The organism is Pseudomonas sp. OTU750018, from assembly GCF_011636575.1.
Taxonomy (GTDB): domain Bacteria; phylum Pseudomonadota; class Gammaproteobacteria; order Pseudomonadales; family Pseudomonadaceae; genus Aquipseudomonas; species Aquipseudomonas peli.
Genome location: NZ_JAAPAU010000001.1, coordinates 1,883,015 through 1,905,743, shown reverse-complemented (window position 1 = coordinate 1,905,743; position 22,729 = coordinate 1,883,015). Strand labels below are relative to the sequence as shown.

The window sequence follows — 22,729 nt, the reverse complement described above, 5'->3', positions numbered from 1 at the left end:
TGGGTGGGGGAGGCGGCGGTTGGTAGGAAGCTTCTGTGGGAGGGGCTTGAGCCGCGACTAACGTTGATCGCGGCTACGACTGCATGGATGCAGGAGGTAGAGCGAAGCAGGATGCCCAAGCCGAAAGCCCCTCCCACACATCATGACCTCTGCAACACTAAGGCTTTCGAGTTTCCTGCAGCTTGGCCAGCAAGGCTTCGCTTTTCGCCAACTGCTCGGCTTCGCTGAGCTGCGGGTTTTCCAGCACGCTGTCGAGTTGTGCGATCAGCTCGCTCTGCCGGTTGATCCGCTCATCGAGTTTTTCCAGTTTGCGCTGGTTGTACCAGCTCCACAGTGCCAGGGCGCAGGCGGCCAGCACCACGGCGGTTAGCACGATAATCGTCAGGGTGTTCATCGCAGCTCCAGAGTTTTGCGCATCAGCATGCGCGGCAAGTTAACAGTGCCGCGCGTGACCGTCTGTACCTGCTGCACAGAAAATCCCTGACCGGCAAAAAATGCCTGGGCCACTAGGCTGGCTTCGGTAAACAGCTCGCGGGTGCCGGCCGCCCGCAGGCGCTGCTCGGCTGCGGCATACAAGGCGCTGGCAACACCCTGGCGGGCATAAGCGGGCGCGCAGTACAGCAGGTCGATATAGCCATCCAGGCGAAAGCCGATAAAGCCGGCGATAGATTGGCCATCTTCGGCGATAAGTAACTCAAGTGACGCTAAACGTGTTTGCCAGGCAGGCATATCCGTAGCCGCCGGAGCCCATGCTTTTCGCTGCGCTGAGTCGTAGTGCTGCGCAGTCAACTGGCTGACCGAGGCCTGAAACAGCGCGACGATGGCGGGCAGGTCGTGAGGTTGGTAGGGCCGCAGATGGATCATAGGGGGGGCGGCGCCTCTGTCGTTGAGAATGCTCGGTATTGTCAGTGTGCGGCGGCGTATTGCTCAAGGTGATTGAGTCGCTCTGGATTGCAGAACCCGCTCAGGGTTTCTTCTTGTTCAGACTTTTCAGGCGTTGGCTGGCGCGCTGCACGGCGGCCATCTTTTCCGGGCGCTTCATGCGCTTCCATTGTTTGATCTCGGCCTTGCTGCGCCCGCAGCTCAGGCACAGGTCGCCGCTCAGCTGGCAGAGCGAAATGCACGGGTTTTCAATTTCCTTGGCCATGGCTTAGTGCTTGCCCGAACGCTGGCGCGTCAGGCGTTGTTGCCAGTTGCCGCCGTCGACCCGCAGGCATTGCTGTTCATTGTCTGCGTACACGTGGGCGGCCGGGTTATCGAGTGCAATCTCGGCCGCCTGCAAGGCAGCAGCGGTCAGTGTTTGCATCAGGCGCTCCTGGCCCTTGGCGATGGCGGCGTCTTGTTCCGCCTGGCTGGCGAACACCCAGATCACCCGCAGGCTGGCGGGGAAGCTTTGGTAGTCGACGTCATGGGTTAGCCACTCGAAGCCGACAATCTCGGCCTTGGCGGCTTCGCAGGCGTCGGTGAGGGTTGCAGCCAGCGTCCGTTCGATTCGGCTTTGCTCGCGCTTGGTCAGGCTCATGGGGTTCCTTGGTGGTCTGCGGTTGCCGTGCAGGATAGCGCCTGGCCAACGGGTTTATGCAGGTTGCTAAACGGTGCACCGTCAGCAACCTGCCGAACAACATGTGATCAGTCTGTCGCGGTCTGGCCGGGCATGCTTGCCTCGGTGCGCAAGCGCTCGACCAGCTCAGCCAGCGTCAGACTGCCAAGGTTGTCGCCGGCGCGGCTGCGCAGGGTGACGCGGCCCTCGGCCTTCTCCTGTTCTCCGATCACCAACAGGTAGGGCACCTTCTGCAGGGTGGCTTCGCGGATCTTGTAGCCGATCTTCTCGTTGCGCAGGTCGGCTGCTGCGCGCAGGCCGGCGCGTTTGAGGGTGGCGACCACTTGGCGGGCGTAGTCGTTCTGGCCTTCGGAGATGGTCAGCACGGCGGCCTGTTGCGGGGCCAGCCACGGCGGGAACAGACCGCTGTATTGCTCGATCAGGATGCCGGTAAAGCGCTCCAGCGAGCCGAACAGGGCGCGGTGTAGCATCACCGGGCGTTCGCGTTCGCCGTGCTCGTTGATGTAGCTGATGTCGAAGCGCTCTGGCAGGTTGAGGTCCACCTGCAAGGTCCCGCACTGCCAGTCGCGGCCGATCGCATCGCGCAGCACGAACTCCAGTTTCGGCCCGTAGAACGCGCCTTCGCCGGGGTTGAGCTGGTAGTCGATGTTCATCCGTTGCAGCGCGCCGGACAGTGCGCCTTCCAGTTGATCCCAGGTGGCGTCGCTGCCGATGCGGTTGGCCGGGCGGGTGGAGAGTTTGACCGCGACTTCGTTGAAGCCGAAGTCACGGTAGATGGCGAATACCAGGGCGATGGTGTCGGCGCATTCCTGCTCCATCTGCGCTGCGGTGCAGAAGATGTGCGCATCGTCCTGGGTGAAGTGACGCACGCGCAGCAGGCCGTGCAGCGCGCCGGACGGCTCGTAGCGGTGCACCTTGCCGAATTCGGCCATGCGCAGCGGCAGGTCGCGGTAGCTCTTCAGGCCACGGGCGTAGAGCGCCACTGCGCCGGGACAGTTCATTGGTTTGAGGGCGAACACGCGTTCGTCTTCGGTGGTGGTGGTGAACATGGCCTCGCGGTAGTTGAACCAGTGCCCGGAGGTTTCCCAGAGGCTGCGGTCCATCACGTCCGGGGTGTTGACCTCGACATAGCCGGCGGCGTCCTGCTGCTGGCGCATGTAGTTGATCAGCTGTTGGAAAAGCGTCCAGCCCTTGGGGTGCCAGAACACCGAGCCCGGGGCGCAGTCGTCGAAATGGAACAGGTCGAGCTGCGGGCCGAGCTTGCGGTGGTCGCGCTTACCGGCTTCTTCCAGACGGGTGAGATGGGCCTTGAGCTCTTTGCTGTTGGCCCAGCAGGTGCCGTAGATGCGCTGCAGTGCAGCGTTTTTCGCGTCGCCGCGCCAGTAGGCGCCGGCCACCTTGGTCAGCTTGAACGCCTGCAGATGGCCGGTGCGCGGAATATGCGGGCCGCGGCAGAGGTCTTCGAAGTCGCCCTGGCGGTACAGCGACAGCATCTCGCCTGCGGGAATGTCGCGGATCAGCTCGGCCTTGTAGTGCTCGCCTTGGGCCTCGAAATGGGCGATGGCTTCATCACGCGGCAGCTCGCGGCGGCTGACCGGCAGATCGGCAGCGGCCAGCTCCAACATGCGCGCTTCGATGCGTTCGAGATCGTCGGGGGTAAAGGGCCGCTCGAAGGCAAAGTCGTAAAAAAAGCCGTCTTCGATCACCGGGCCGATGGTCACCTGAGCGCTCGGGTACAGCTGCTTTACGGCCATGGCCAGCAGGTGCGCGCAGGAGTGGCGCAGCAGCTCGAGACCTTCGCTGTCGCGGGCGGTGATCAGGCTGAGCTGGGCGTCGTGGTCAATCAGGGCGCTGGTGTCGATCAGTTGGCCATTCAGACGGCCAGCCAATGCGGCTTTGGCCAGACCGGGGCCGATATCGGCTGCTACCTCGGCCACGCTTAGCGGGTGGGAATAATGACGTTGGCTGCCGTCGGGCAGGGTGATGCTGGGCATATCGGTTCTCTAATCGGGGGCGGTTAAAGGTGAAATCTGTAGGGTGGGTTAGCGGCGCAAAGGCGCAGCTATGGAGGCCACCACGTAGTCCGTGCGCCGCGTAACCCACCATTGCGGTTTATCGGCAGACCGCAATGGTGGGTTACGGCGCTTTGAGCATTGGTGTTGTTTGCATGATCGCGGTTCGCGCCTAACCCACCCTACAAAAGCGGCTATGTAATTTTTATCAGCCGCGCTGGTAGCGCAGCGGCAGGCCCTCGCAGTCGTCCTGCACCTGACCGTTGTGCCAGGCCAGTTGGCCGGAAACGATGGTGGTGCGCACGGCATGGCGGAAGGCGCGGCCCTTGAAGGGTGTCCAGCCGCAGTGGGCGAGCGTTGGGTCGGCTTCCACCGGGCGCGGTTCGCGCAGGCGCTCGATCAGGGTCAGGTCGGCCCAGTAGCCTTCGCGCAGGTAGCCGCGCTGCTCGATGGCAAAACGCTGCGCCACGGCATGACTGGTTTTCTCGACCAAGGTGCTCAGGGGCAGCAGGCCGTCGGCCACCAGTTCCAGTAGGGCGGGCAGAGCGTGTTGCACCAGCGGCAGGCCGGACGGCGCCTGCAGGTAGGGGCGCTGTTTTTCTTCCAGGGTGTGCGGGGCGTGGTCGGTGCCGATGATGTCCAACCGCCCACACAGCAGGGCCTGGCGCAGGGCATCGCGGTCGGCCTGGGTCTTGATCGCCGGGTTGCACTTGATCAGGTGGCCGAGCGCTGCGTAGTCGCGGTCATCGAAATACAGGTGGTGCGCGCAGACCTCGGCGGTGATCTGCTTGCCGGCCAGGGGGCCTGGCTGGAACAGGCTCAGCTCGCGGGCGGTGGTGATGTGCAGCACGTGCAGCTGGGTGTCAAAGCGCTGCGCCAGGCTGACGGCGAGGCTGGAGGACTGGTAGCAGGCCTCGGTATCTCGGATTAGCGGATGCTGCTCGGCGGGAATCTGCTCGCCGTACTGTGCCTGCCATTGCTGTTCGCGTTCGCGGATGCGCGGCGTGTTTTCGCAGTGGGTGAGGAGGATGGTCGGGCAATCGCGGAACAGCCGTTCCAGCGAGGGCAGGTCATCGACCAGCATGTTGCCGGTGCTGGCGCCCATAAACACCTTAACTGCTGCCACGCGTTTGGGGTCGAGCGCGGCGACGATGTCGAGGTTGTCCTGGCTGACGCCAAAGTGGAAACCGAAGTTGGTTTTCGAGCAGTTGGCGGCGCGCCGCTCTTTGGCTTCCAACACCTCCAGGTTAAGGGTCGGCGGGTTGGTGTTGGGCATGTCCATGACGCTGGTGATGCCGCCGGCCACGGCCGCCCGCGATTCCGTGGCGAAGCTGCCCTTGTTCGGCGCACCGGGATCACGGAAGTGCACCTGATCGTCGATCATCCCCGGCAGCAGAAATTGCCCGGCGGCGTCGATCTCAACCGTGGCATTCACGCCGGTCAGGCTGCTGGCGATTTTCTCTATACGGCCGTGGCGCACTGACAAGTCGGCCTCAAACTCACGGCCTTCGTTTACCAGGCGCGCGTTGCGGATCAGCAGGTCAGTCATGGTGATGCTCTCGCGGGCAGTGTGTATGGGGCAGTGGGACCGGGTCGTAGCCGCCCGGATGCCAGGGATGGCAGCGCAATAAGCGGCGCAGGGCCAGCCAACTGCCGCGCAGCGCGCCGTAGCGTTCCAGTGCTTCGACGGCGTATTGCGAACAGCTGGGGTGGAAGCGGCAGCGCGGCCCGAGCAACGGGCTGATCAGGTACTGATAAAACCGCACCAGGCCCAGCAGCAGGCGTTTCATTGCGGCACGCTAATCACGCTCACCTGCGCGTCGCGGATGGCGTTGTAAAAGCAGTTGGGTCGGCCGGTGTGGCAGGCCGGGCCCTGTTGCTCAACGAGCAGCAGCACGGCGTCGCCGTCGCAGTCCAGCCGCGCTTCGATCAGCCGTTGCCGGTGGCCGCTGGTTTCGCCCTTGCGCCACAGTTGCTGGCGCGAGCGCGACCAGTAACAGACCTGGCCGCTGGCGAGGGTTTCTTCCAGCGCGGTGCGGTTCATCCAGGCCAGCATCAGCACCTCGCCGTTGTCGTGTTGCTGGGCGATGGCGGCGATCAGGCCTTCAGCATTCCAGGGGATGGCCTCCAGCACGGCGGCCAGCGGGCGGCTCTCGTCCAGTCCGGCCTGCTCCAGTTCAAGCCATAGGCTCATGGGTTGAGCGCGGCCAGCAGGGTGTCGAGGTTGTACTTGTACATGCCTAGGTAGGTGCTGGCAGGGCCTTCGTTGGCCAGGGCATCGGAGTACAGGGTGCCGCCGATCTTGGCTCCAGCCTCGTTCGCGATCTGCTCAATCAGGCGAGGATCGCGGATGTTTTCCACAAACACGGCTTTTACTCTGTCGGCGCGAATCTGCCGGATCAGCGCGGCCACTTCGGCGGCCGAGGGCTCGTCTGCAGTGCTCAGGCCCTGGGGTGCGATAAATTTCAGGCCGTAGGCCTGGCCCAGGTAAGCGAAGGCGTCATGGCTGGTGATGATGGTGCGCTGCGCCGGGGGCAACTGGCCCAAACCGGTCTTGGCTTCTGCTAGCAGGCTGCGGATCTGCGTCAGGTAGGCATCGCGCCCGGCGTTGTAATGCGCGGCGTTGTTCGGGTCGGCCTGGACCAGCGCCTTGGCGATGTTCTGCACGTAAATTTCGGCATTGGCCAGGTTCTGCCAGGCATGCGGGTCGGCTACCTGCTGACCGTCCTCATCGAGCATCAGCGGCAGCACTCCGGCGCTGGCATCAATGCGTGTGCCAGGCGCTTCGCTGCTGTCGATTAGGCGCGCCAGCCACGGCTCGAAGCCCATGCCGTTGGCGATAATCAGGTCGGCGGCGAACACCGCTTTGGCGTCTTCGGCGCTGGGTTGGTAGATGTGAGCGTCGGCATCGGCACCGACCAGGTTGTGCAGTTCGAGCTTATCTCCGGCTATTTGCTGGGTAATGTCGGCCAAAATACTAAAACTGGTAACAACTTTGAGTTTCTCTTCAGCGTGCGCGAACAGGGCGAAACTTAAACTCAGCAGGGCAATCAGGGTGCGCATAGGTGTTCCTCAATGGGCGGGCGATAAGCGGGGTGGGCGGCGCAGCAGGCCATTTAGCGGCCCGAGCAGTACGGAACAGATGTAGGCCAGGCCAGCGAGCAGCACGATGCACGGGCCGCTCGGCAGGTTGGCGTAGTAGGAGAGCAGCAGCCCAAGCCAGACGCAGACCGCGCCGGTGAGTGCGGCGAGCAGCAACATGCGCGGCAGGCGGCGGCTCCAGAAACGTGCGGCGGCAGCTGGCAACATCATCAACCCGACCACCATCAGCGCGCCGATGGCCTGAAAACCGACCACTAAATTGAGCACCACCAAACCCAGAAACAGCCCGTAGGCCAGCGGCCCGAAGCGGCTGACCCCGCCGAGAAACAGTGGGTCGAGGCTGTCCATCAGCAGCCAGCGGTAAATCAGGGCGAGCAGCAACAGGCTGCCGATGGACACCAGCAACATGCCGTTCAGGGTGGGCGGGTCCACGGCCAGCACCGAGCCGAACAGCAGATGCAGCAGGTCCAGCTTGTTACCGGCCAGGCCCAGCAACAACACGCCGCTGGCCAGCGAAATCGGGTAAATGGCGGCCAGGCTGGCGTCTTCACGCAGGCCGGTGCGCCGCGTCACCCAAGCGGCGATTCCGGCCATGCCAAGGCCAGCGACCAGCCCGCCAATCGTCAACGCTGGCAGGCTCAGGCCAAACAGCCAGAAGCCCACTGCCGCGCCAGGCAAGATGCCGTGGGCAATCGCATCGCCCATCAGGCTCAAGCGCCGCAACACCAGAAACACCCCCAGTGGTGCGGCACTGATCGCCAGCGCCACGCCGCCCAGTAACGCGCGGCGCATAAAGGCGAACTCGACGAAGGGCGTCCACAGCAGTTCCAGGCTCACGCCACGTGCTCCAGCGGCGAGTGTTGGCCCATCAGCTCGCGAATCGGCGCGAAGATGCAGCCGCTGCGCGACACCAGCAGGGCGTTGTCCAAGTGCTGACTCATGTGACTGAGGGAATGGCTGACGACAATCTGTGTGCGGCCCTCTGCCTGCCAGCGGGCGATGTGCTGCCAGAGCAGAGTTAGACCGTGTTCATCCAGCGCCGCTTCGGGCTCGTCGAGCAACAGCACCTGCGCATCGGTCAGGCTCAGGCGGGCGAGCAGGGCGCGCTGCAATTCACCGCCGGACAACGCTTGCAGGCTGTGCTGGTGCAGCTCGCTCAGCCCCCAGTCGGCCAATGCCTGCTCTAAGCGCGCCTGACGTTGCGGGCGACCTAGGCGGTTGCGCCACAACCCGGCGCTGACCAACTCCTGCAGGGTGATCGGGAATTGCCGGTCCAGTGCCTGCTGCTGCACCAGATAGGCCACGCCACCTAGGCGCGGCACGGCCAGTTCGACCTGCCCGCGCAAAGGCTGAGCGATGCCCGCGACAACCTTGAGCAGGCTGCTTTTGCCACAGCCGTTGCTGCCGATCACCCCGGTCAGGCTGGCACGAGCCAGGTGCAGATTAAGCGGTGGCGTCAGCGGCTGGCCGGCAGGGCCCCATTGCAGGTTATGGCAGTGGATCATGCCGGGCTCCAGTTCCAACGGCTGACGGCAACCGCATCGTGAGCATGCAGGCTTTCCGCGTGCACCACGCGCAAGTGAAAGGCGCTGAAGGCCAGTTGTTCGCGCAGGGCGCTGTGCAGGCGGCGGGCAGCGTCTTCGCAGAACATCAGGTTTTGCCCGTTGGCCAGGGCGAAGGCCTGTTCATCGGCGCGCTTTACCGCGGTCTGTACGGCGGTGCCGAGGGCCTGTTCGGCGGTGTCGATCAGCTCCACCAGCGGTAACGCCGTGCTGTCGACCTGCAGGCGCACCTGCAAGGTGGCGTAGCTGCGCTGGCTGTGTGGCGTGGCGACGATGCCTTGGGGCGAACCAAGCCATTCCATCACCTGTTCATAGCTGAGCTGCTGGTTAGCGAAGTCGTGAGCGAACTGCTGCTGAATCAACTGGCGGGCCAGCGCGGCTGAGCAGGGGCACGTTGAGGAATAGGCCACCTGCACCTGTAGTTCCACGTGAAACCCCCATGAATCCTGGCGTGCACGCACTTCGAAGGGGTAGGACTTCCATCCGGACAATGGGCTGACCAGCGCTGGGCGGCTGAGCAACGCCTCACCGCGCAAGGTAATCGACGCCTGTTGTGACAGGCACTGATGGCTGTCGAGAAACTCGTTCAACAGCTGCTGCAGTGTCGTCGTGTTCAGTTCGCGCTGTTCCAGCGCATGCAGCGCCAGGTAGAGGCGCGACATATGGATGCCGCGGGCATTGCCATCATCCAGGCTAACCCCGACATCGGCGCTGGCATGAATGCGTTGCCCGGCCATGTTCACCGGCAACGCGATGCCCTGCATGCCAACCCAGTCCAGGGCTTGTTCATGGGCGGGCGTTTGCGCGGCTATGTCCGGCAGTGTCAGTGCGTTCATCAGAAATCGGCGCTCGGCTGTGGGTTTAAATGTTATGTTATAACAAGTAAATTACAAAGCCAGCGAATCCTGACGATGACCGAAACGCCGCTTACCCACGCCGAACTGCTCGCCCAGCCGGCAGATGACTACATGAATGCCGCGCAGCAGCAGTTCTTCCGCGCGCTGCTGCTCACCCAGCGCGGCGAGCTGCAAACCCGCATTGCCGAAGAGTTCGAAGGCCTGCGCGAGCGCGAAACCAGCAGCGATCCCGCTGACATTGGCAGCGCCGAAGAGCAACGCCAGTGGCAACTGCGCTTGCTGGAGCGGGAAAAAAAGCTGCTCGACAAAATCGACGAAGCCCTTGAGCGGCTGGCCCGTGGTGAATACGGCTGGTGCGTGGAGACCGGCGAGCCGATTGGCCTCAAGCGCCTGTTGCTACGGCCTACCGCCAGCCTGTGCATCGAAGCCAAAGAGCGTCAGGAACAACGCGAAAAACACCTGCGCCACGCAGAATTCTGATGGAGCCTGAAACCATGACCAATCGTCTTCCCGTAACCGTGTTGTCCGGCTTTCTCGGCGCCGGTAAAAGCACCCTGCTTAACGCCATTCTGAAAAACCGCCAGGGTTTAAAGGTGGCGGTAATCGTCAACGATATGAGCGAGATCAATATCGATGGCAGCGAAGTTCAGCGCGATGTCAGCCTGAACCGCGCCGAAGAAAAGCTCGTGGAAATGAGCAACGGCTGTATCTGCTGCACCCTGCGCGAAGACCTGCTGGAAGAAGTCGGCCGCCTGGCCCGCGATGGGCGTTTCGATTACTTACTCATCGAATCCACTGGGATCAGCGAACCGCTGCCGGTGGCGGAAACCTTTACCTTCCGTGGTGAGGACGGCCAGAGCCTGGCCGATGTGGCGCGCCTGGACTGCATGGTAACGGTGGTCGACGGGGTGAACTTTCTGCGCGATTTCCATGAGGCCGAAAGCCTGGCCAGCCGTGGCGAAACCCTCGGTGAGGAGGACGAGCGCTCGATCACCGACCTGCTGATCGAGCAGGTGGAATTCGCCGATGTGCTGCTGATCAGCAAGATCGACCTGATCAGCAGCCACGAGCGCGAAGAGCTAATGGCCATCCTCAAGGGCCTCAACACTCACGCCGAAATTGTGCCGATGACCATGGGCGCGGTGCCGCTGGAGAAAATCCTCAACACCGGCCGCTTCGACTTCGAGCGCGCCGCCCAGGCACCGGGCTGGCTTAAAGAGTTGCGCGGTGAACACATTCCTGAAACCGAGGAATACGGTATTGCTTCAACGGCTTACCGTGCACGCAGGCCGCTGCATCCCGAGCGCTTCTTCAACTTCATCAACCGCGAATGGACCAATGGTCGTTTGCTGCGCAGCAAGGGCTTTTTCTGGCTGGCCAGCAAATACCAGGAGGCCGGCAGCTGGTCCCAGGCGGGCGGTTTGATGCGTCACGGCTTTGCCGGGCGCTGGTGGCGCTTCGTACCCAAGGCGCAATGGCCGACCGACGAAGAAGGGCTGCAGGCGATTATGAAAAACTGGCAGGCGCAAACCGGCGACTGCCGTCAGGAGTTGGTGTTTATCGGCCAGAACATCAACTTCGCTCAACTAACCGCCGAACTGGATGCCTGCCTGCTGACCGATGCGGAAATGGCCCTGGGCGTAGATGCCTGGCAGGCGCTGCCCGACCCGTTTGGCCCCTGGCATGAGGAAGCTGCCTGATGCTCGCGCCTGTGCTGCGCCATCCGCTGCAGCAGGTCAGCAGCGAACAGATTGATGTGCTTGGCGATGTACTGCGTGACGAGGTCAACTTGGCCGTCTGGCAACGCCAGTTGCCGGCACAGATCAGTGATTTCGCCAGCGCTTTGCTGGCTCAGGGCGAACCCCTGGGCCACTCCATGGTGCTGGAGTTGGCCAGCCCGGAGAGTGAGCCGAACCTGAGTGGCCTGGTCGATGGTTACAGCGATCTGCCGGGGCAGGCGGCCTTTTTGCAGGACGTTAGTTGGCTGATCAGTGCTTTCGCCTGCCTGTTCGATGCCAAACGCATCGGCCTGCGCCTGCGTATTCTCGACAAGGCCATGTGCCCGCGCTTTCACGTTGACCACGTGCCGGTGCGGCTGATTACCAGCTACGCCGGGGTCGGTAGTGAGTGGCTGGAAGAAGGCGTGATGGCGCGCCGCCGCTTGGGCGACCCTGGCGCTGAGCCGAGCGATCCGGCCGTGATCCAGCGCGCCGAGGCTGGCCATGTGCTGCTGGCCAAGGGCGAGAAGTGGATCGGCAATGAGGGCGGCGGCTTGATCCATCGCTCGCCGCAACCACCGGCCGGTGAGCGGCGATTGCTTTTGACCCTGGATTGGCTGGCTTAAATTCCAGGCAAAAAAATAGGCTGCGGGAGAGCAGCCTTAAGCACCAGAAAGGCACACCGGCGCGTGACCCGGCATGCAGGGGTGAGGTACCCAAGACCAATAAAACATAGACAGGATTACGCTTTGATGACGGTTAGCGGGCCATCCATACACCCTTGCTCTGCTGCTCGCAGAAGGGCTTGAGGTAGGTGGCGTCGCTGGCCACGCCGTAATAATGCACATCCTGCTTATAGGGCGTGCCACCCACCGTGGCGTTACGACATACGCCGAAGGAGCCCATCGGGCACTGCTCGACAAACTCCACTTCGACCTTCTGCCCCTGCAGCTGCGGCTGGCAGAAACCGGTGCGGAACAGGTTGGGCGGGATGCTGCGGTTCTGCTGGCAGACCTTCACATCCAGGCGCTCGGCCTGGCTATGCACCACACAGGCTTCACCCCAGGCCAGGCCGGACAGTGTGAACAGGCTCAGCAGCAGAAAAACGCGCATCCATTGACCCTCTGAAAATATGCCGGCGACTCTAGCATGCTGTTTTTAATCAGTCTGCGTAGGCCCGCTCTAACGATGCTCTACACCGTTAGAATGGCCGCAGCAGGACTCTTCTTCTCGATAGACAGTGGCACGCGCCGATCATGCTGAACAATATCCCTACCCACGTAATTGCCGGCCCCCTGGGCGCGGGCAAGACCAGCCTGATCCGTAATCTGCTGGCGCAGCGTCCGGCGCACGAACGTTGGGCAGTACTGATCAATGAGTTCGGCCTGGTTGGTTTGGATGCCGCGCTGCTGACCACCGACGACGATGGCGTGGCCCTGGGCGAAGTGGCGGGCGGTTGCCTGTGCTGCGTTAACGGCGTGCCGTTTCAGGTTGGCCTCGGCCGGCTGTTGCGCAAAGCCAAACCGCATCGCCTACTGATCGAACCGTCCGGCCTCGGCCATCCTCTGGTACTGCTTGAGCAACTGCGCGAAATGCCCTGGGCTGGGGTTTTGGCGGTGCAGGCACCGCTGCTGGTGCTGGACGCTCAGGCCCTTGCTGCGGGTGAAGCGCTGCCGGAGAGCCAGCAGGCGACGCTTAGCCGCGCCGGGCTGCTGCTTTTGAACAAGGCCGACGAGCTGGATGAAGCCACCAAGGCGCGCATCCAGGCAACGCTGCCAGCACGACCGATTTACTGGACCAGTCAGGGTGCATTGCCGCTCGCAGCGCTGCCCGGCTTTAGCGTCCAGGCCGATGGCGACGCTACACCGAATAACCTGCCCACGGCTGCGGCGCCATTGCCGCAACTGTGGCGCAGCTCAAGCGAGCCGATCTGCCAGGTGCAACAGCAGGCCGAAGGCTGGAGCATCGGTTGGCGCTGGCACCCCAGCCAGCAGTTCGAGCTGATGCGCGTACAACAGTGGCTGAGCAGCTTGCCCTGGCGCCGCGCCAAGCTGGTGCTGCACACCAACGCCGGCTGGCTGTCCGCCAACGCCCTCAACGGTGATGCCCTGCATTGGCAAAACAGCGAATGGCGCAAGGACTCGCGGCTGGAGCTGATCTTCAGCGAGGCGCAGGAGGTGTCGGCGTTGCAGGCCGGGTTTGCGGCCTGTGCATTAGCGCCAGAGCATTTCGGCCAGGCTGCCGAACAGCAGAATCAGCACAGCCAGGGCGCTGATACGCAGAGCCAGGGGTGAGGTGACCCACTGCAACGCCTGCTGTTTGGGTGCTTCACGCAGTGCATGCCACTCTTGGCTGAACGCAGGGTCGATGCGCAGGGCAAATAGCCTGTCGCGGTACAGCAGGTGCCGAGCGTGGCTCATCTGACTGTAAAGCGGCAGGCGAATAGCAAAGTGCAGTTCGCCATCTGCGGCGCGTCCCATGTCCAGTACATGGCAGTCGATGCCGGCGCTGCTGAGTTGTTCTTGCAGGTGCTCGATAAAGCCTGCATGGCTGGATTCCAGTAAAACAAACACCCTGACGTCCTCCTTGATAGGTCTGCGGCCAGGATGCCGGAGTCAGATAGAACTGACGAGTCCTCTGGCGATGCGGATAATCCCCACCTGAATACGATCACGCAAGGCACGATCATGCATCTCCACCCCTGGTCACACGACAGCAGCGCCGGCTTTACCTTGCGCGGTTGGCATTCACCGCCTTCGGGTAAGCCCGTGCTGCATTTTCTGCATGGCAACGGCTACTGCGGGCGGGTCTACACACCACTGCTGGCGCTGTTGGCCGAGGATTTCGATCTGTGGTTGTGTGATGTTCAGGGTCATGGTGAGAGTGACCACGGTGGGCGTTTTCATGGCTGGAATCGCAATGCCGAGATGGCGGTGGAGGCTTATTCCGCCGGACGCGAGCGATTTGCCGATGCCCCGGTGTTTGCTCTCGGCCACAGCTTTGGTGGCGTGCTGACCAGCCTGATGCTGGCCCAGCAGCCGCAGCTGTTCCAGCGCGCGGTATTGCTCGATCCGGTGTTGTTCAGCCCGGCGATGATCGGGGTTATGGCGTTGTCTGATGTGGTCGGTTTAAGTCGGCGCACCACCCTCGCCAGCAAGGCGCTCAAGCGTCGCAGCAGCTGGCCGGACCGGGCGGCTGCGCATGCCGCGCTGCATGGTCGGGGGATGTTTCGTGGCTGGACCGAAGAAGCCTTTAGTGCCTATATCCAGCACGCGCTAAAAGACAGCAAGAAGGGCGTTGAGCTGAAATGCCGGCCAAGCCGTGAGGCGGATATCTTCAGCTCATACCCTAAGCGCCTGTGGCCGTCGCTGGGCAAGGTGACAACGCCGACCCAGGTGCTTTACGGCCAGCGCAGTTACCCTTTTGTGGCCAAATCGGTGGCGCGCTGGTGCGCCAGTAATGTTCATGTCAGTGCGCATGTGGTGGCGGGTGGGCACTGCTTTATGCAGGAGCATCCGGCCGACAGTGCTGCGCGGATTACGCATTTTCTGTTGCAGCGCGACTAAGGCTGATGACGTGCCGCGAGGATATCTGGCTGGCGCTCTCCGAGCTGTGGCTGGACACCACCCTGGATGAGTCGGCCTTACGGCATATCGCCACGCGGTTACGCGCCAGTGGATTGAGCCTGGATGAGCTGCAGCATATCTACTGCTATGAAGTCGCGCCGCAGGTCTGGCATAACCACTGGGCGGTCGCCGGGGTGTGGGACGGTTTCGAGCCGCAATGGCTGTTTGCCGGTTGCCGGCGCAATCAGTTGGGTGGGCGCTGGCACCGATTGAAATGCCGCCTGCTGCGCCGCCCAATGACTTACGGATGTCACACCGAGTGGCAGCAGATCGTGGCATTTATGGCTGATCCTAACTTCGACTAGTCGGCCTTAATGCTGTGTGTTGTTATCCGAATCCTGACGCTGACTGCGCCACTGCTGCATCTCAATCACCTGGGCGCTGGGCGCCGGCGGCTCGCGGAAGGGGTGCGGGGCCAGCTCGATTCGCCCCAGTTGTTTGCCAAACAAGGTAATGCTGCCGATATGCCGCTGCTCGCCGGTGACGGTGAACTCGAAGCCATACACCCGTGCCAGTCGCTTGCGCCCGCGTGCATCGGGTAACAGCGCGAGCCGGCGCAGGGCGACATTTTCATCAAGCAACTCGATGTCGGATTTGGCGCAGTGTTGTTTCACCAAACCCAGCGCGTGTTCACGCAGACCATGGGCATGCCACAGCCAGGCGCACGCGGTGGCGAACAGCATCAGCAGAAAAACATCGAAGAGGTCGATCATGGCGGCTCCGGCGGCAGGAGGCTGAGCTTAACAGAGCCTGTCGTTCGCTTACGCATCCACGCAGATACGGTTTCGCCCCTGCGCTTTGGCGTTGTACAGCTGGTTGTCCGCGCGTTGCAGCAGCTGTTGCAGGCTGTCGCCGGGACGAGCGCAGGTCAGGCCCATGCTGACGGTGGCGTGCAACGGGCCCTGAACGGTGGCGAGGGGCTGCGTGTGCAGGGCATTGCGTAGCCGTTCCAGGCGCTGCTGCGCAGCGTTGAGGTCGCTGTCGGGCAGGAGGATGACGAATTCCTCACCGCCGAAGCGGGCGAACAGGTCGGTGCTGCGCGCCTGCTGCCGGCACAGTTCGCTGAACGCCACCAGCACCTGATCGCCGACGGCGTGGCCGTACTGGTCGTTGACCCGTTTGAAGTGATCGAGGTCGAGCATCGCCAAGCACAACGGGGTGCCTTGGCGTTGATTACGGCTCAGCTCGTGTTCGGCACGTTGCTGGAAGGCGCGGCGGTTCAGGGCGCTGGTCAGCGGGTCGGTGGTGGCGAGTTGGCGCAGCTGTTCTTCCAGGGCCTTGCGCTGGCTGACATCGCGGATCTCTGCGACCTGCTGCTGCGCTTCGGCCAGGCGCGCGATGCTCAGCTCGGCGGCGAATGGCTGGCCGTCCGCACGTTGAGCAAGCAGGTCGTGGGGACGGCCATCAGCCTGTTGCAGCAGTTCGCTGAGCGGCTGTTGGCTGCTGCTGTCGAATAGCCGCGATAGCGGTTGGCCGAGCAGTTGCTCACGGGTTTGCGCAAACAGCTGTTCCAGCTTGGGGTTGCTGTCGATGATGCGTTCGCCGTCGAGCACCATCACCCCGGCGTTGCTCACGCTCATCAGGCGTTCGAAACGTTCGGCGTTGGCAGCGGCCTGCTGGGCGTTACGCTGGCTGTCGGCGAGGATGCGGCGCATGGTCAGCAGTACTAGGCCGACCAAGGCCATAAGCCACAGGGGAATGCCGAAGTTGTAGGGCAGCAGGTAGCTTACCGAGCGCGTGACGTCGTCATGGACGATGCCTTGCAGGCCATCGTGCAGGCCGACCACGCCGCGCAGCAGGGTGACCAGGGCATAACCCAGCAAGGCGATGGCGACAAACTGGCAGACGCCGCGCAGTTCCACCTCGCTGGGCGCACGCCATAGCGCCCAGCAGGCTTGCAGGGGCAGTAGGCCGCCAATGGCGGCGTACAGCGCGACGAGGTATTCCGAGTTGATGGGGCTCAGCCACCAGTGCCAGCTCAGGGCCAGGCTCATCAATCCCGCGCTGGCGGGGACGGTCCACCAAGGCAGCGGCAGGCCGAGAAAGCGAAACACGCCGAGCAGGATGATCGCCTCGCCGGCCAGTTGCAGGGCATTGCCAAGAATATTCAGCAGTTTGCTGCCACTGGCCATAAAACCCATGAAAAGCAGGATGCCGATGATCAGGGTCCAGCTGCCCAGCATCCACAAACCGGGGCCCCGGTAGGGGCGGGAGAAATACCAGAGCCCGCTGCAGGCAATGGCGCTCGCCAGCATCAGGTTCAGGCCCAGCAGCATGGGGGAGAAATACAGGCTTTCCATGGCCTTACTCGGTGTTATGCAGGGGCGTAATTGTGCCGCTGGCGTGTGGTGTTGTCTGCTCGTTCAGCTTTTTTCTTCGTTCAGTGCCTGGTAGCGCTGTTGCAACTCGTGGCGGATCTGCCGGCGTTGCAGGGCCTGGCGCTGTCGCCGCAAGGCGTCCGCAGTGGTCGGTTCCAGGGCGGGAATGGGCACCGGCTTGCCCTGTTCATCCACCGCCACCATGGTGAAGAAGCAGCTGTTGGTGTGACGCACCGAGCGCTCGCGGATGTTTTCCGTGATCACCTTGATGCCGACTTCCATCGACGTACGCCCGGCGTAATTGACCGAGGCGAGGAAGGTCACCAGTTCGCCAACATGGATGGGCTCGCGAAAGATCACCTGATCCACCGACAACGTGACCACATAGCGCCCGGCAAAACGGCTGGCACAGGCGTAGGCGACTTCATCGAGGTATTTGAGCAGGGTGCCGCCGTGCACATTGCCGGAGAAGTTGGCCATGTCCGGGGTCATCAGTACGGTCATCGACAGCTGGGCGTTTCCGGGTTCCATAGCGGGCTCTGTGCTGGGTTTGTGGCAACCATAGCAGGTGCAGGGGCAGGCCCGCGCGGTTGATCAGGGCAAGCCGAACTGCTGGCGCAGCTGGTTGAGCATGGGGGCCTGCTCGCTCAGGAAGTGATCGAAGCGTTTGATCAGCTGGTCATACCGGTAACTGCTCAGGTGAAAGCTGGTGGTGATCTGCGGTAATTGCGGGTCACGCTGCAGTTGCTGCGGTGCGATGCCGAGCAGTTGCATATGGTGTTCCACCACCTGCGGGTTGGCGTAGATGGCATCCAGGCGGCCCCGTTCGAGCATGCGGATCAGGCTCTGGATGTCCTGCACTTCCACCAGTTCGATGCTGTGTTGATCCAGCAGCGGTTGCCAGGCCTCGGCGGTAAAGCCGCGCACGATACCCAAGCGTTTGATCGCATTCAGGCCCTGAGCGAGCTGCTCGCGGCGCACCACGGTGGCGTCGACGATCTCCACCACGGCTTGGCTGTAATACAGCGGCTGGCCGTCACGGGCTTTACGGGGCCAGGCCGGATTATCGGGGAACAGCAGGTCGAGGCTATGTTCACCCAGCATATTGCGGTACAGACGGTTGACCGGTTGCGGGCGCAGTTCCAGTTCAAGGCCTTCGTGCTTGGCGAATGCCTGCAGCAGGGCGATGCAGTAACCGTCGTAGGCCTGCCCCTCTAGAGCCTTGTAGTAGGGGTAGTAGTCGTGGTTTTCCAGGCCAACACGCAGCGGCTCGGCCAGGGCAACTACGCTGTACAGCCAGCAGACCAGGATAATGCTGAGGCGCATGGGCCACTCCAGGGTGCTCAGATCCAATACAGCGTAGCCTGCGCCACCGTTGTCGTCAGGCGTGGGTCAGGTACCAGCGCCAATCCTGCTCGCCGACTTCGCCCATAAACTGGCGGAACTCGTTCCATTTGATCGCCAGGAACACCTTGAGGAAGTCCTCGCCGAGTGCGTCCTTGGCCCAGGCCGAGTTCTCCAGCGCGCGCAGGGCGGTCAACCAGTCGGTGGGCAGGGTTTCACGGGCCTGCTCGTAGCCGTTGCCGATGATTTCCTCGCCCGGATCGATCTGGTTGCGGATGCCGTGGTGTATGCCGGCGAGGATTGCCGCCGCCGCCAGGTATGGGTTGGCATCGGCGCCGCAGATGCGGTGTTCCACATGCCGGCTCTTGGCCGGGCCACCGGGCACGCGGAACGACACGGTGCGGTTGTTCACTCCCCAGCTCTTGGCCAGCGGCGCGTAGCTGTTGGCCTGGAGGCGGCGGAAGGAGTTGGCGTTGGGGCAGAAGATGGCCAGGGCATCGTTGAGCGTGGCCATCATGCCGCCGATGGCGTGCTTGAGCAGCGGCGTGCCGTGTGGGTCTTCGGAAGCCATCAGGTTATTGCCTTCGGCGTCGGCCAGGCTGACGTGCATGTGCATCCCGCTACCGGCCAGGTCGCCGAACGGCTTGGCCATAAAGCAGGCCTGCAGCCCGTGCTTGTTGGCCACGCCCTTGACCAGGCGCTTGTAGCGCACACCTTCATCCACCGCTTGCAACGCGTCGAAGCGGTGCTCCAGGGTCAGCTCCAGCTGGCCGGGCGCGTATTCAGAGATCGCGGTGCGCACTGGCAGGCCCTGCACTTCGCAGGCGGCGTAGAGGTCGTCGAGGAAGGCTTGCTGCTGCTCCAGCTCCAGCACGCCATACACCTGTGGCGCCTGCGGGCGCACGCCGTTGGCTTGCAGCGCCGGCTGCGGACGGCCATTGGCGTCGCGGGTCTTGTCCAGCAGGTAGAACTCCAGCTCCACCGCCATTACCGGGTGGTAGCCGTCGGCCTTGAGCCGGTCGATGGCGCGCACCAGCACATGCCGCGGATCGGCGGGCGCTGCCGGCAGGCCCTGGGTCGGATGCATGCTCACCTGTAACTGGCCGGTCGGTGTGCTGCGCCAGGGTTGCAGGGTCAGGCTGCCGGGCAGCGGGTAGGTCCAGCAGTCGGCATCGGCGACTTCCCAGACCAGGCCGCTTTCTTCAACGTCCTCGCCCTGGATGGTCAGCGCCAGGATCGAGCTGGGCAGCGGCCGGCCGTTCTCGTAGATGGCCAGCAGTTCGTCGCGGTGCAGCAGCTTGCCGCGCGGGATGCCGTTGGCATCGATCAACATGAGTTCGATCAGGCGTACGTCGGGATGGGCGGAGAGAAAGTCGCGGGCTTCCTGGGGATTGGCGAATTGCATGGTGATTCTCACAGTGAGTCGTCATTTCGTGGGAGGCGCTTTAGCGGCGATTGTCGCGGCTGAAGCCCCTCCCACAGGCTGATCGATGAGTTACTCGCGGGCGCCGGGGATGGCCAGCAGTTCGGTCAGGGCCTGGTCGAGCATGCTGATCAGCTTGTCCACATCGTCCGCTGTGGTGCTTGGGCAGCACAGGGTCATGTTGTGGAAGGGCGTGATCAGGATGCCGCGGTTGATCAGGTACAGGTGCAGGGCCATCTGCAGCTCGTCGTGGAACGCCGCTTCGGCCTCGGCGCCGGTCTTCGGTGACACCGGGCAGAACTGGAACTCACTGCGCGCGCCCAGTTCGGTCACCGACCATTGCAGGTCGTGCTTGCTGATCAGCGTACGGAAGCCATCCGCCAGGCGCTTGGCCAGCGGCAGCATGTGCGCGTAGGCGGCCGGGGTCATCACCTGTTCCAGGTTGGCGCGCATGCAGTGCATGGCCAGGGCGTTGGCCGACAGGGTGGTGCCCATGCCGCTGTGACCGTGGCCATGGCTGCCTTCGCTGGCGCGTTTGCGGGCGGCGGTCATGGCTTCGGCCATCGCTGCGCTGCAGCCGAAGATGCCACACGGCACACCGCCGGCAATCGGCTTGCCGACCACGAAGAAGTCCGGGTCGAGGTTCCACAGCTTCGTGCAGCCACCCATATCGGTGGAAATGGTGTGGGTTTCGTCGATGATCAGCAGCGCGCCGTATTTGCGGGTCAGCTCGCGGCACGTCTGCATAAAGCCCGGCTCGGGCAGGACCATGCCGATGTTGGTCATCGCCGGCTCGCACAGCAGGGCACAGACGTCGCCTTTAGCCAGCGCCGCTTCCAGCGCAGCCACGTCGTTGAACGGGATCGAGCGGCTGTACTCGGTCAGGTCATAGGCCTGGCCGACCAAACCGCTGCGCGGCACGGTTTCGCCGTCGATGCAGCGCACCATTACGTCGTCCACCGTGCCGTGGTAGCAGCCGTCGAACACCAGCAGCGTCTTGCGCTGGGTGATCGCGCGGGCCCAGCGCAGCACGTAGCGGTTAGAATCCGTGGCGGTGGCGGTGACCTGCCAGAATGGCAGGCCGAAGCGCGCGGCCAGCAGCTCGCCGCAGACCACCGCGTCTTCGCCTGGCAGCATGGTGGTCAGGCCGTTGTTGCCTTGTTCGGCGATGGCCTTGGCGATCGGGTCCGGCGAGTGGCCGAACATGGTGCCTGTGTCGCCCAGACAGAAATCGATGTACTCATGACCGTCCACGTCATAGAAGCGCGCCCCCTTGGCCCGTTCGACAAACAGCGGCACCGGGGTCGACCAGTCGGCCATCCAGTGCATCGGCACGCCGCCGTACAGCGAGTGGCGCGCACGTTCGGCCAGGGCCACGGATTTTGGATTACGCGCGATAAAGCGTTCACGCTCACGTTGGGCGAAGGTTTCTACGGCGGATGGACGGATACCACTGGCAGTCATGTTGAACACCTCGTTCGAATATCTGCACATGCTATTTTGTGATCACAGAAAACTCAAGCATTGGTTTGAATCGGCTTTATTGCTAGATTACACCCATATTTGTGATCACAGGATTCTATGAAATGGTCTTTCAACAGCACGTTGCGTTAATCAGCGGCGCGGGCAGTGAATCCGGTATCGGTCTGGCGATCGCGCGCCGGCTGGGCCGTGCTGGTGCACGGGTGTTATTAACCGCCAGCAGTGCGCGGGTCGAGCAACGGGTCGCTGAGCTATGTGCAGAAGGTATTCAAGCACGGGGCCGCGCCGCTGACCTGACCGATGAGCAGCAGGTCGGCGAATTACTCACCTGGGCCCACGCACAGTGGGGGCAGATCGACATTCTTGTGAACAATGCCGGCATGGCCATGCAGGGCAGCCCCGAGCCGTTTGCCGAGTTGGCGGACATGGACCTGGCGACCTGGAACCTGTCCATTGCGCGCAACCTCGGTACGGCGTTTCTGCTCACGCGCGCGGTGCTGCCGGGCATGCGTGCGCGCGGCTACGGGCGCATCGTCAATATCAGCTCGACCACCGGCACCCGTGGCAGCAACCCTGGTGAGGCGGCCTACAGCGCGGCCAAGGCTGGCATGCTCGGCCTGTCCATGGGGTTGGCGCTGGAAGTGGCCAAGCAGGGCATTACGGTTAACAGCGTGGCGCCGGGTTGGATTGCCACCGGCTCCAGCACCGACGAAGAACGCCATGCCGCCGAGTACACCCCGCTGGGTCGCGCCGGTCGGCCTGACGAAGTGGCAGCGGCGGTAGCCTTCCTTGCCTCGCCGGAGGCCAGCTACATCACCGGTGAAGTGCTGGTGGTGGATGGCGGTAACTGCCTGATTGAGAACAAGGCGCCGTGAACCAGTAGAATTCATGCCGCCGCTCAATTGCGGCGCTCTTCGTTAGAAGGAATACCCATGCGTAACTGCTCGCTGACACTTGCCCAACTCCCTGCACCGCCGGCACAAGGATGCTGCTGAACCATGGCCGATAACCTGCAAGATCAACTCTACCAACGTATTCGTGAAGGCCTGCTGGCTGGGCGCTTCCAGCCCGGTGAACGCTTGAAAATTCGTGATCTGGCGGCCGAGTGGGGCACCAGCCCGATGCCGGTACGTGCCGCCTTGCAGCGCCTGGTCGCTGAGGGCGCGCTGGAAGGCGAACCACAGCGCTCGGTACGCGTGCCACCGATGACCCGTGAGCGTTATCAGAATATTTTTCAGGTGCGTCTGGGGCTTGAAGGTCTGGCCGTAGAGCTGGCCACTCCGCGCCTGACGCCGGCCGACCTGGCTGAGCTGCGTGACTGTGTGGCGCGCATGGATCAGGCCATCGAGCAGCGCCAGGTGCAGGCTTACCTGAATGCCAACAGCCAGTTTCACCTGCACCTCTACAGCGCGTGTGGCAACCCGGTGCTGTTGCGCAGCATTGAGTCGTTGTGGCTGCAGGTTGGGCCGTTTTTCAACCAGCTGTTCACGGGTGCGGACCTGTCGTTGCGCCTTAACGACTTTCACGAAGAGGCCTTTACCGCCATCGAAGCCGGTGATGCCAAGGCTGCGCGCCAGGCCATGGAACAGGACTTGAGTTACTTCGCGCGTTTTCTTCTCAATTTGCTTGATCTGGAATCCGGCCAGCGTTGAGTGGACGCTGCCTTGCTGGCAGCGGGTGCACCGACAACTACACTGATTCGACTCTGAGACGACAGCACAAGG

At 63.0% G+C, this 22,729-nt stretch carries 28 protein-coding genes; 8 read left to right on the top strand and 20 right to left on the bottom strand.

Annotated features, from left to right (window positions below):
• Nucleotides 1–157: 157 nt before the first annotated feature.
• The 12 genes from HCI85_RS08920 to folE2 all read right to left on the bottom strand — a co-directional run bounded on the left by HCI85_RS08920 (nucleotide 158) and on the right by folE2 (nucleotide 9,073).
• The gene (locus HCI85_RS08920; RefSeq protein ID WP_160086246.1) at nucleotides 158–394 is read right to left on the bottom strand and encodes a hypothetical protein; all 237 of its coding nucleotides are present in this window, start codon (nucleotides 392–394) and stop codon (nucleotides 158–160) included.
• A complete protein-coding gene (locus tag HCI85_RS08915) occupies nucleotides 391–864 on the bottom strand; it encodes a GNAT family N-acetyltransferase (protein WP_167144181.1) in 474 nt (157 codons plus the stop codon). The genes HCI85_RS08920 and HCI85_RS08915 overlap by 4 nt, the downstream gene beginning before the upstream one ends.
• A gap of 100 nt (nucleotides 865–964) precedes the next feature.
• The gene (locus HCI85_RS08910) at nucleotides 965–1,147 is read right to left on the bottom strand and encodes a DUF1289 domain-containing protein (protein ID WP_167144178.1); all 183 of its coding nucleotides are present in this window, start codon (nucleotides 1,145–1,147) and stop codon (nucleotides 965–967) included.
• A 3-nt stretch (nucleotides 1,148–1,150) separates the two neighbouring features.
• Nucleotides 1,151–1,522 carry a hypothetical protein gene (locus HCI85_RS08905; RefSeq protein WP_167144176.1) on the bottom strand — a complete coding sequence of 124 codons (372 nt, stop codon included), beginning with the start codon at nucleotides 1,520–1,522 and terminating at the stop codon, nucleotides 1,151–1,153.
• Between the two features lie 107 nt (nucleotides 1,523–1,629).
• Complete coding sequence (gene thrS, locus HCI85_RS08900) at nucleotides 1,630–3,555, bottom strand: threonine--tRNA ligase (protein WP_167144174.1); 1,926 nt, start codon at nucleotides 3,553–3,555, stop codon at nucleotides 1,630–1,632.
• A gap of 226 nt (nucleotides 3,556–3,781) precedes the next feature.
• Nucleotides 3,782–5,122, bottom strand: coding sequence for a dihydroorotase (locus HCI85_RS08895; protein ID WP_167144172.1), 1,341 nt, complete (start codon nucleotides 5,120–5,122; stop codon nucleotides 3,782–3,784).
• Nucleotides 5,115–5,363 (bottom strand): membrane protein insertion efficiency factor YidD, encoded by a 249-nt coding sequence (gene yidD / locus HCI85_RS08890; RefSeq protein WP_167144170.1) that lies wholly within the window; start codon nucleotides 5,361–5,363, stop codon nucleotides 5,115–5,117. Before yidD ends, HCI85_RS08895 begins: the two co-directional genes overlap by 8 nt.
• Entirely contained in the window at nucleotides 5,360–5,767 is a 408-nt protein-coding gene (hisI, locus tag HCI85_RS08885; protein WP_167144168.1) for a phosphoribosyl-AMP cyclohydrolase, read from the bottom strand. Before hisI ends, yidD begins: the two co-directional genes overlap by 4 nt.
• Nucleotides 5,764–6,636, bottom strand: coding sequence for a metal ABC transporter substrate-binding protein (locus tag HCI85_RS08880; protein ID WP_167144166.1), 873 nt, complete (start codon nucleotides 6,634–6,636; stop codon nucleotides 5,764–5,766). The genes hisI and HCI85_RS08880 overlap by 4 nt, the downstream gene beginning before the upstream one ends.
• Before the next feature lie 9 nt (nucleotides 6,637–6,645).
• Nucleotides 6,646–7,467 (bottom strand): metal ABC transporter permease, encoded by an 822-nt coding sequence (locus HCI85_RS08875; RefSeq protein ID WP_167144349.1) that lies wholly within the window; start codon nucleotides 7,465–7,467, stop codon nucleotides 6,646–6,648.
• 41 nt (nucleotides 7,468–7,508) lie between these two features.
• On the bottom strand, nucleotides 7,509–8,180 hold the full coding sequence (locus HCI85_RS08870) for a metal ABC transporter ATP-binding protein (protein WP_167144164.1): 672 nt from the start codon (nucleotides 8,178–8,180) through the stop codon (nucleotides 7,509–7,511).
• Nucleotides 8,177–9,073 carry a GTP cyclohydrolase FolE2 gene (gene folE2, locus HCI85_RS08865; RefSeq protein ID WP_167144162.1) on the bottom strand — a complete coding sequence of 299 codons (897 nt, stop codon included), beginning with the start codon at nucleotides 9,071–9,073 and terminating at the stop codon, nucleotides 8,177–8,179. Before folE2 ends, HCI85_RS08870 begins: the two co-directional genes overlap by 4 nt.
• 75 nt (nucleotides 9,074–9,148) lie before the next feature.
• On the opposite strand from folE2, the gene dksA reads away from it, so the two are divergent.
• The 3 genes from dksA to HCI85_RS08850 are packed head-to-tail and all read left to right on the top strand — an operon-like array spanning nucleotide 9,149 to nucleotide 11,438.
• A complete protein-coding gene (gene dksA, locus HCI85_RS08860) occupies nucleotides 9,149–9,574 on the top strand; it encodes an RNA polymerase-binding protein DksA (RefSeq protein ID WP_167144160.1) in 426 nt (141 codons plus the stop codon).
• Between the two features lie 14 nt (nucleotides 9,575–9,588).
• A complete protein-coding gene (gene zigA, locus HCI85_RS08855; RefSeq protein ID WP_167144159.1) occupies nucleotides 9,589–10,794 on the top strand; it encodes a zinc metallochaperone GTPase ZigA in 1,206 nt (401 codons plus the stop codon).
• Complete coding sequence (locus tag HCI85_RS08850) at nucleotides 10,794–11,438, top strand: DUF1826 domain-containing protein (protein ID WP_167144157.1); 645 nt, start codon at nucleotides 10,794–10,796, stop codon at nucleotides 11,436–11,438. The genes zigA and HCI85_RS08850 overlap by 1 nt, the downstream gene beginning before the upstream one ends.
• Nucleotides 11,439–11,571: 133 nt before the next feature.
• Here HCI85_RS08850 and HCI85_RS08845 read toward each other — a convergent pair whose 3' ends face one another.
• On the bottom strand, nucleotides 11,572–11,925 hold the full coding sequence (locus HCI85_RS08845; protein WP_167144155.1) for an NADH:ubiquinone oxidoreductase: 354 nt from the start codon (nucleotides 11,923–11,925) through the stop codon (nucleotides 11,572–11,574).
• Between the two features lie 143 nt (nucleotides 11,926–12,068).
• On the opposite strand from HCI85_RS08845, the gene HCI85_RS08840 reads away from it, so the two are divergent.
• Nucleotides 12,069–13,106 (top strand): CobW family GTP-binding protein, encoded by a 1,038-nt coding sequence (locus HCI85_RS08840; RefSeq protein ID WP_167144153.1) that lies wholly within the window; start codon nucleotides 12,069–12,071, stop codon nucleotides 13,104–13,106.
• Here HCI85_RS08840 and HCI85_RS08835 read toward each other — a convergent pair.
• Nucleotides 13,026–13,385 (bottom strand): hypothetical protein, encoded by a 360-nt coding sequence (locus HCI85_RS08835; protein ID WP_167144151.1) that lies wholly within the window; start codon nucleotides 13,383–13,385, stop codon nucleotides 13,026–13,028. The genes HCI85_RS08840 and HCI85_RS08835 overlap by 81 nt on opposite strands.
• A gap of 114 nt (nucleotides 13,386–13,499) precedes the next feature.
• Here HCI85_RS08835 and HCI85_RS08830 point away from each other — a divergent pair, with 114 nt between their 5' ends.
• Complete coding sequence (locus HCI85_RS08830) at nucleotides 13,500–14,378, top strand: alpha/beta fold hydrolase (protein WP_167144149.1); 879 nt, start codon at nucleotides 13,500–13,502, stop codon at nucleotides 14,376–14,378.
• Nucleotides 14,379–14,383: 5 nt separating this feature from the next.
• A complete protein-coding gene (locus tag HCI85_RS08825; RefSeq protein ID WP_241693746.1) occupies nucleotides 14,384–14,743 on the top strand; it encodes a DUF7079 family protein in 360 nt (119 codons plus the stop codon).
• Between the two features lie 6 nt (nucleotides 14,744–14,749).
• Here HCI85_RS08825 and HCI85_RS08820 read toward each other — a convergent pair whose 3' ends face one another.
• From HCI85_RS08820 to HCI85_RS08795, 6 genes are all read right to left on the bottom strand, one after another.
• Nucleotides 14,750–15,151: a DUF3301 domain-containing protein gene (locus HCI85_RS08820; RefSeq protein WP_167144147.1), complete on the bottom strand. Its 402-nt coding sequence runs from the start codon at nucleotides 15,149–15,151 to the stop codon at nucleotides 14,750–14,752.
• Between the two features lie 48 nt (nucleotides 15,152–15,199).
• Entirely contained in the window at nucleotides 15,200–16,738 is a 1,539-nt protein-coding gene (locus HCI85_RS08815) for a sensor domain-containing diguanylate cyclase (protein WP_167144145.1), read from the bottom strand.
• A gap of 63 nt (nucleotides 16,739–16,801) precedes the next feature.
• On the bottom strand, nucleotides 16,802–17,287 hold the full coding sequence (locus HCI85_RS08810) for an acyl-CoA thioesterase (protein ID WP_090250937.1): 486 nt from the start codon (nucleotides 17,285–17,287) through the stop codon (nucleotides 16,802–16,804).
• 63 nt (nucleotides 17,288–17,350) lie between these two features.
• On the bottom strand, nucleotides 17,351–18,082 hold the full coding sequence (locus tag HCI85_RS08805) for a substrate-binding periplasmic protein (protein WP_167144143.1): 732 nt from the start codon (nucleotides 18,080–18,082) through the stop codon (nucleotides 17,351–17,353).
• Nucleotides 18,083–18,137: 55 nt separating this feature from the next.
• The gene (locus HCI85_RS08800) at nucleotides 18,138–19,505 is read right to left on the bottom strand and encodes a glutamine synthetase family protein (RefSeq protein ID WP_167144141.1); all 1,368 of its coding nucleotides are present in this window, start codon (nucleotides 19,503–19,505) and stop codon (nucleotides 18,138–18,140) included.
• A 90-nt stretch (nucleotides 19,506–19,595) separates the two neighbouring features.
• Entirely contained in the window at nucleotides 19,596–20,987 is a 1,392-nt protein-coding gene (locus tag HCI85_RS08795; protein ID WP_167144139.1) for an aspartate aminotransferase family protein, read from the bottom strand.
• Nucleotides 20,988–21,109: 122 nt separating this feature from the next.
• Here HCI85_RS08795 and HCI85_RS08790 point away from each other — a divergent pair, with 122 nt between their 5' ends.
• Together HCI85_RS08790 and HCI85_RS08785 are read left to right on the top strand one after the other, a co-directional pair.
• Nucleotides 21,110–21,880, top strand: coding sequence for an SDR family NAD(P)-dependent oxidoreductase (locus HCI85_RS08790; RefSeq protein ID WP_167144137.1), 771 nt, complete (start codon nucleotides 21,110–21,112; stop codon nucleotides 21,878–21,880).
• Between the two features lie 123 nt (nucleotides 21,881–22,003).
• On the top strand, nucleotides 22,004–22,657 hold the full coding sequence (locus HCI85_RS08785) for a GntR family transcriptional regulator (RefSeq protein WP_090250924.1): 654 nt from the start codon (nucleotides 22,004–22,006) through the stop codon (nucleotides 22,655–22,657).
• The last annotated feature ends 72 nt before the right edge of the window (nucleotides 22,658–22,729 follow it).

Coding starts and splice junctions, on each gene's coding strand:
- HCI85_RS08870 (WP_167144164.1), bottom strand. CDS start 8,180: ATGATCCACTGCCATAACCTGCAATGGGGCCCTGCCGGCCAGCCGCTG.
- hisI (WP_167144168.1), bottom strand. CDS start 5,767: ATGAGCCTATGGCTTGAACTGGAGCAGGCCGGACTGGACGAGAGCCGC.
- folE2 (WP_167144162.1), bottom strand. CDS start 9,073: ATGAACGCACTGACACTGCCGGACATAGCCGCGCAAACGCCCGCCCAT.
- yidD (WP_167144170.1), bottom strand. CDS start 5,363: ATGAAACGCCTGCTGCTGGGCCTGGTGCGGTTTTATCAGTACCTGATC.
- HCI85_RS08875 (WP_167144349.1), bottom strand. CDS start 7,467: ATGCGCCGCGCGTTACTGGGCGGCGTGGCGCTGGCGATCAGTGCCGCA.
- HCI85_RS08825 (WP_241693746.1), top strand. CDS start 14,384: ATGACGTGCCGCGAGGATATCTGGCTGGCGCTCTCCGAGCTGTGGCTG.
- HCI85_RS08805 (WP_167144143.1), bottom strand. CDS start 18,082: ATGCGCCTCAGCATTATCCTGGTCTGCTGGCTGTACAGCGTAGTTGCC.
- HCI85_RS08840 (WP_167144153.1), top strand. CDS start 12,069: ATGCTGAACAATATCCCTACCCACGTAATTGCCGGCCCCCTGGGCGCG.
- HCI85_RS08810 (WP_090250937.1), bottom strand. CDS start 17,287: ATGGAACCCGGAAACGCCCAGCTGTCGATGACCGTACTGATGACCCCG.
- HCI85_RS08915 (WP_167144181.1), bottom strand. CDS start 864: ATGATCCATCTGCGGCCCTACCAACCTCACGACCTGCCCGCCATCGTC.
- HCI85_RS08790 (WP_167144137.1), top strand. CDS start 21,110: ATGGTCTTTCAACAGCACGTTGCGTTAATCAGCGGCGCGGGCAGTGAA.
- HCI85_RS08880 (WP_167144166.1), bottom strand. CDS start 6,636: ATGCGCACCCTGATTGCCCTGCTGAGTTTAAGTTTCGCCCTGTTCGCG.
- HCI85_RS08815 (WP_167144145.1), bottom strand. CDS start 16,738: ATGGAAAGCCTGTATTTCTCCCCCATGCTGCTGGGCCTGAACCTGATG.
- HCI85_RS08845 (WP_167144155.1), bottom strand. CDS start 11,925: ATGCGCGTTTTTCTGCTGCTGAGCCTGTTCACACTGTCCGGCCTGGCC.
- HCI85_RS08830 (WP_167144149.1), top strand. CDS start 13,500: ATGCATCTCCACCCCTGGTCACACGACAGCAGCGCCGGCTTTACCTTG.
- HCI85_RS08785 (WP_090250924.1), top strand. CDS start 22,004: ATGGCCGATAACCTGCAAGATCAACTCTACCAACGTATTCGTGAAGGC.
- HCI85_RS08820 (WP_167144147.1), bottom strand. CDS start 15,151: ATGATCGACCTCTTCGATGTTTTTCTGCTGATGCTGTTCGCCACCGCG.
- dksA (WP_167144160.1), top strand. CDS start 9,149: ATGACCGAAACGCCGCTTACCCACGCCGAACTGCTCGCCCAGCCGGCA.
- thrS (WP_167144174.1), bottom strand. CDS start 3,555: ATGCCCAGCATCACCCTGCCCGACGGCAGCCAACGTCATTATTCCCAC.
- zigA (WP_167144159.1), top strand. CDS start 9,589: ATGACCAATCGTCTTCCCGTAACCGTGTTGTCCGGCTTTCTCGGCGCC.
- HCI85_RS08795 (WP_167144139.1), bottom strand. CDS start 20,987: ATGACTGCCAGTGGTATCCGTCCATCCGCCGTAGAAACCTTCGCCCAA.
- HCI85_RS08910 (WP_167144178.1), bottom strand. CDS start 1,147: ATGGCCAAGGAAATTGAAAACCCGTGCATTTCGCTCTGCCAGCTGAGC.
- HCI85_RS08905 (WP_167144176.1), bottom strand. CDS start 1,522: ATGAGCCTGACCAAGCGCGAGCAAAGCCGAATCGAACGGACGCTGGCT.
- HCI85_RS08920 (WP_160086246.1), bottom strand. CDS start 394: ATGAACACCCTGACGATTATCGTGCTAACCGCCGTGGTGCTGGCCGCC.
- HCI85_RS08850 (WP_167144157.1), top strand. CDS start 10,794: ATGCTCGCGCCTGTGCTGCGCCATCCGCTGCAGCAGGTCAGCAGCGAA.
- HCI85_RS08800 (WP_167144141.1), bottom strand. CDS start 19,505: ATGCAATTCGCCAATCCCCAGGAAGCCCGCGACTTTCTCTCCGCCCAT.
- HCI85_RS08895 (WP_167144172.1), bottom strand. CDS start 5,122: ATGACTGACCTGCTGATCCGCAACGCGCGCCTGGTAAACGAAGGCCGT.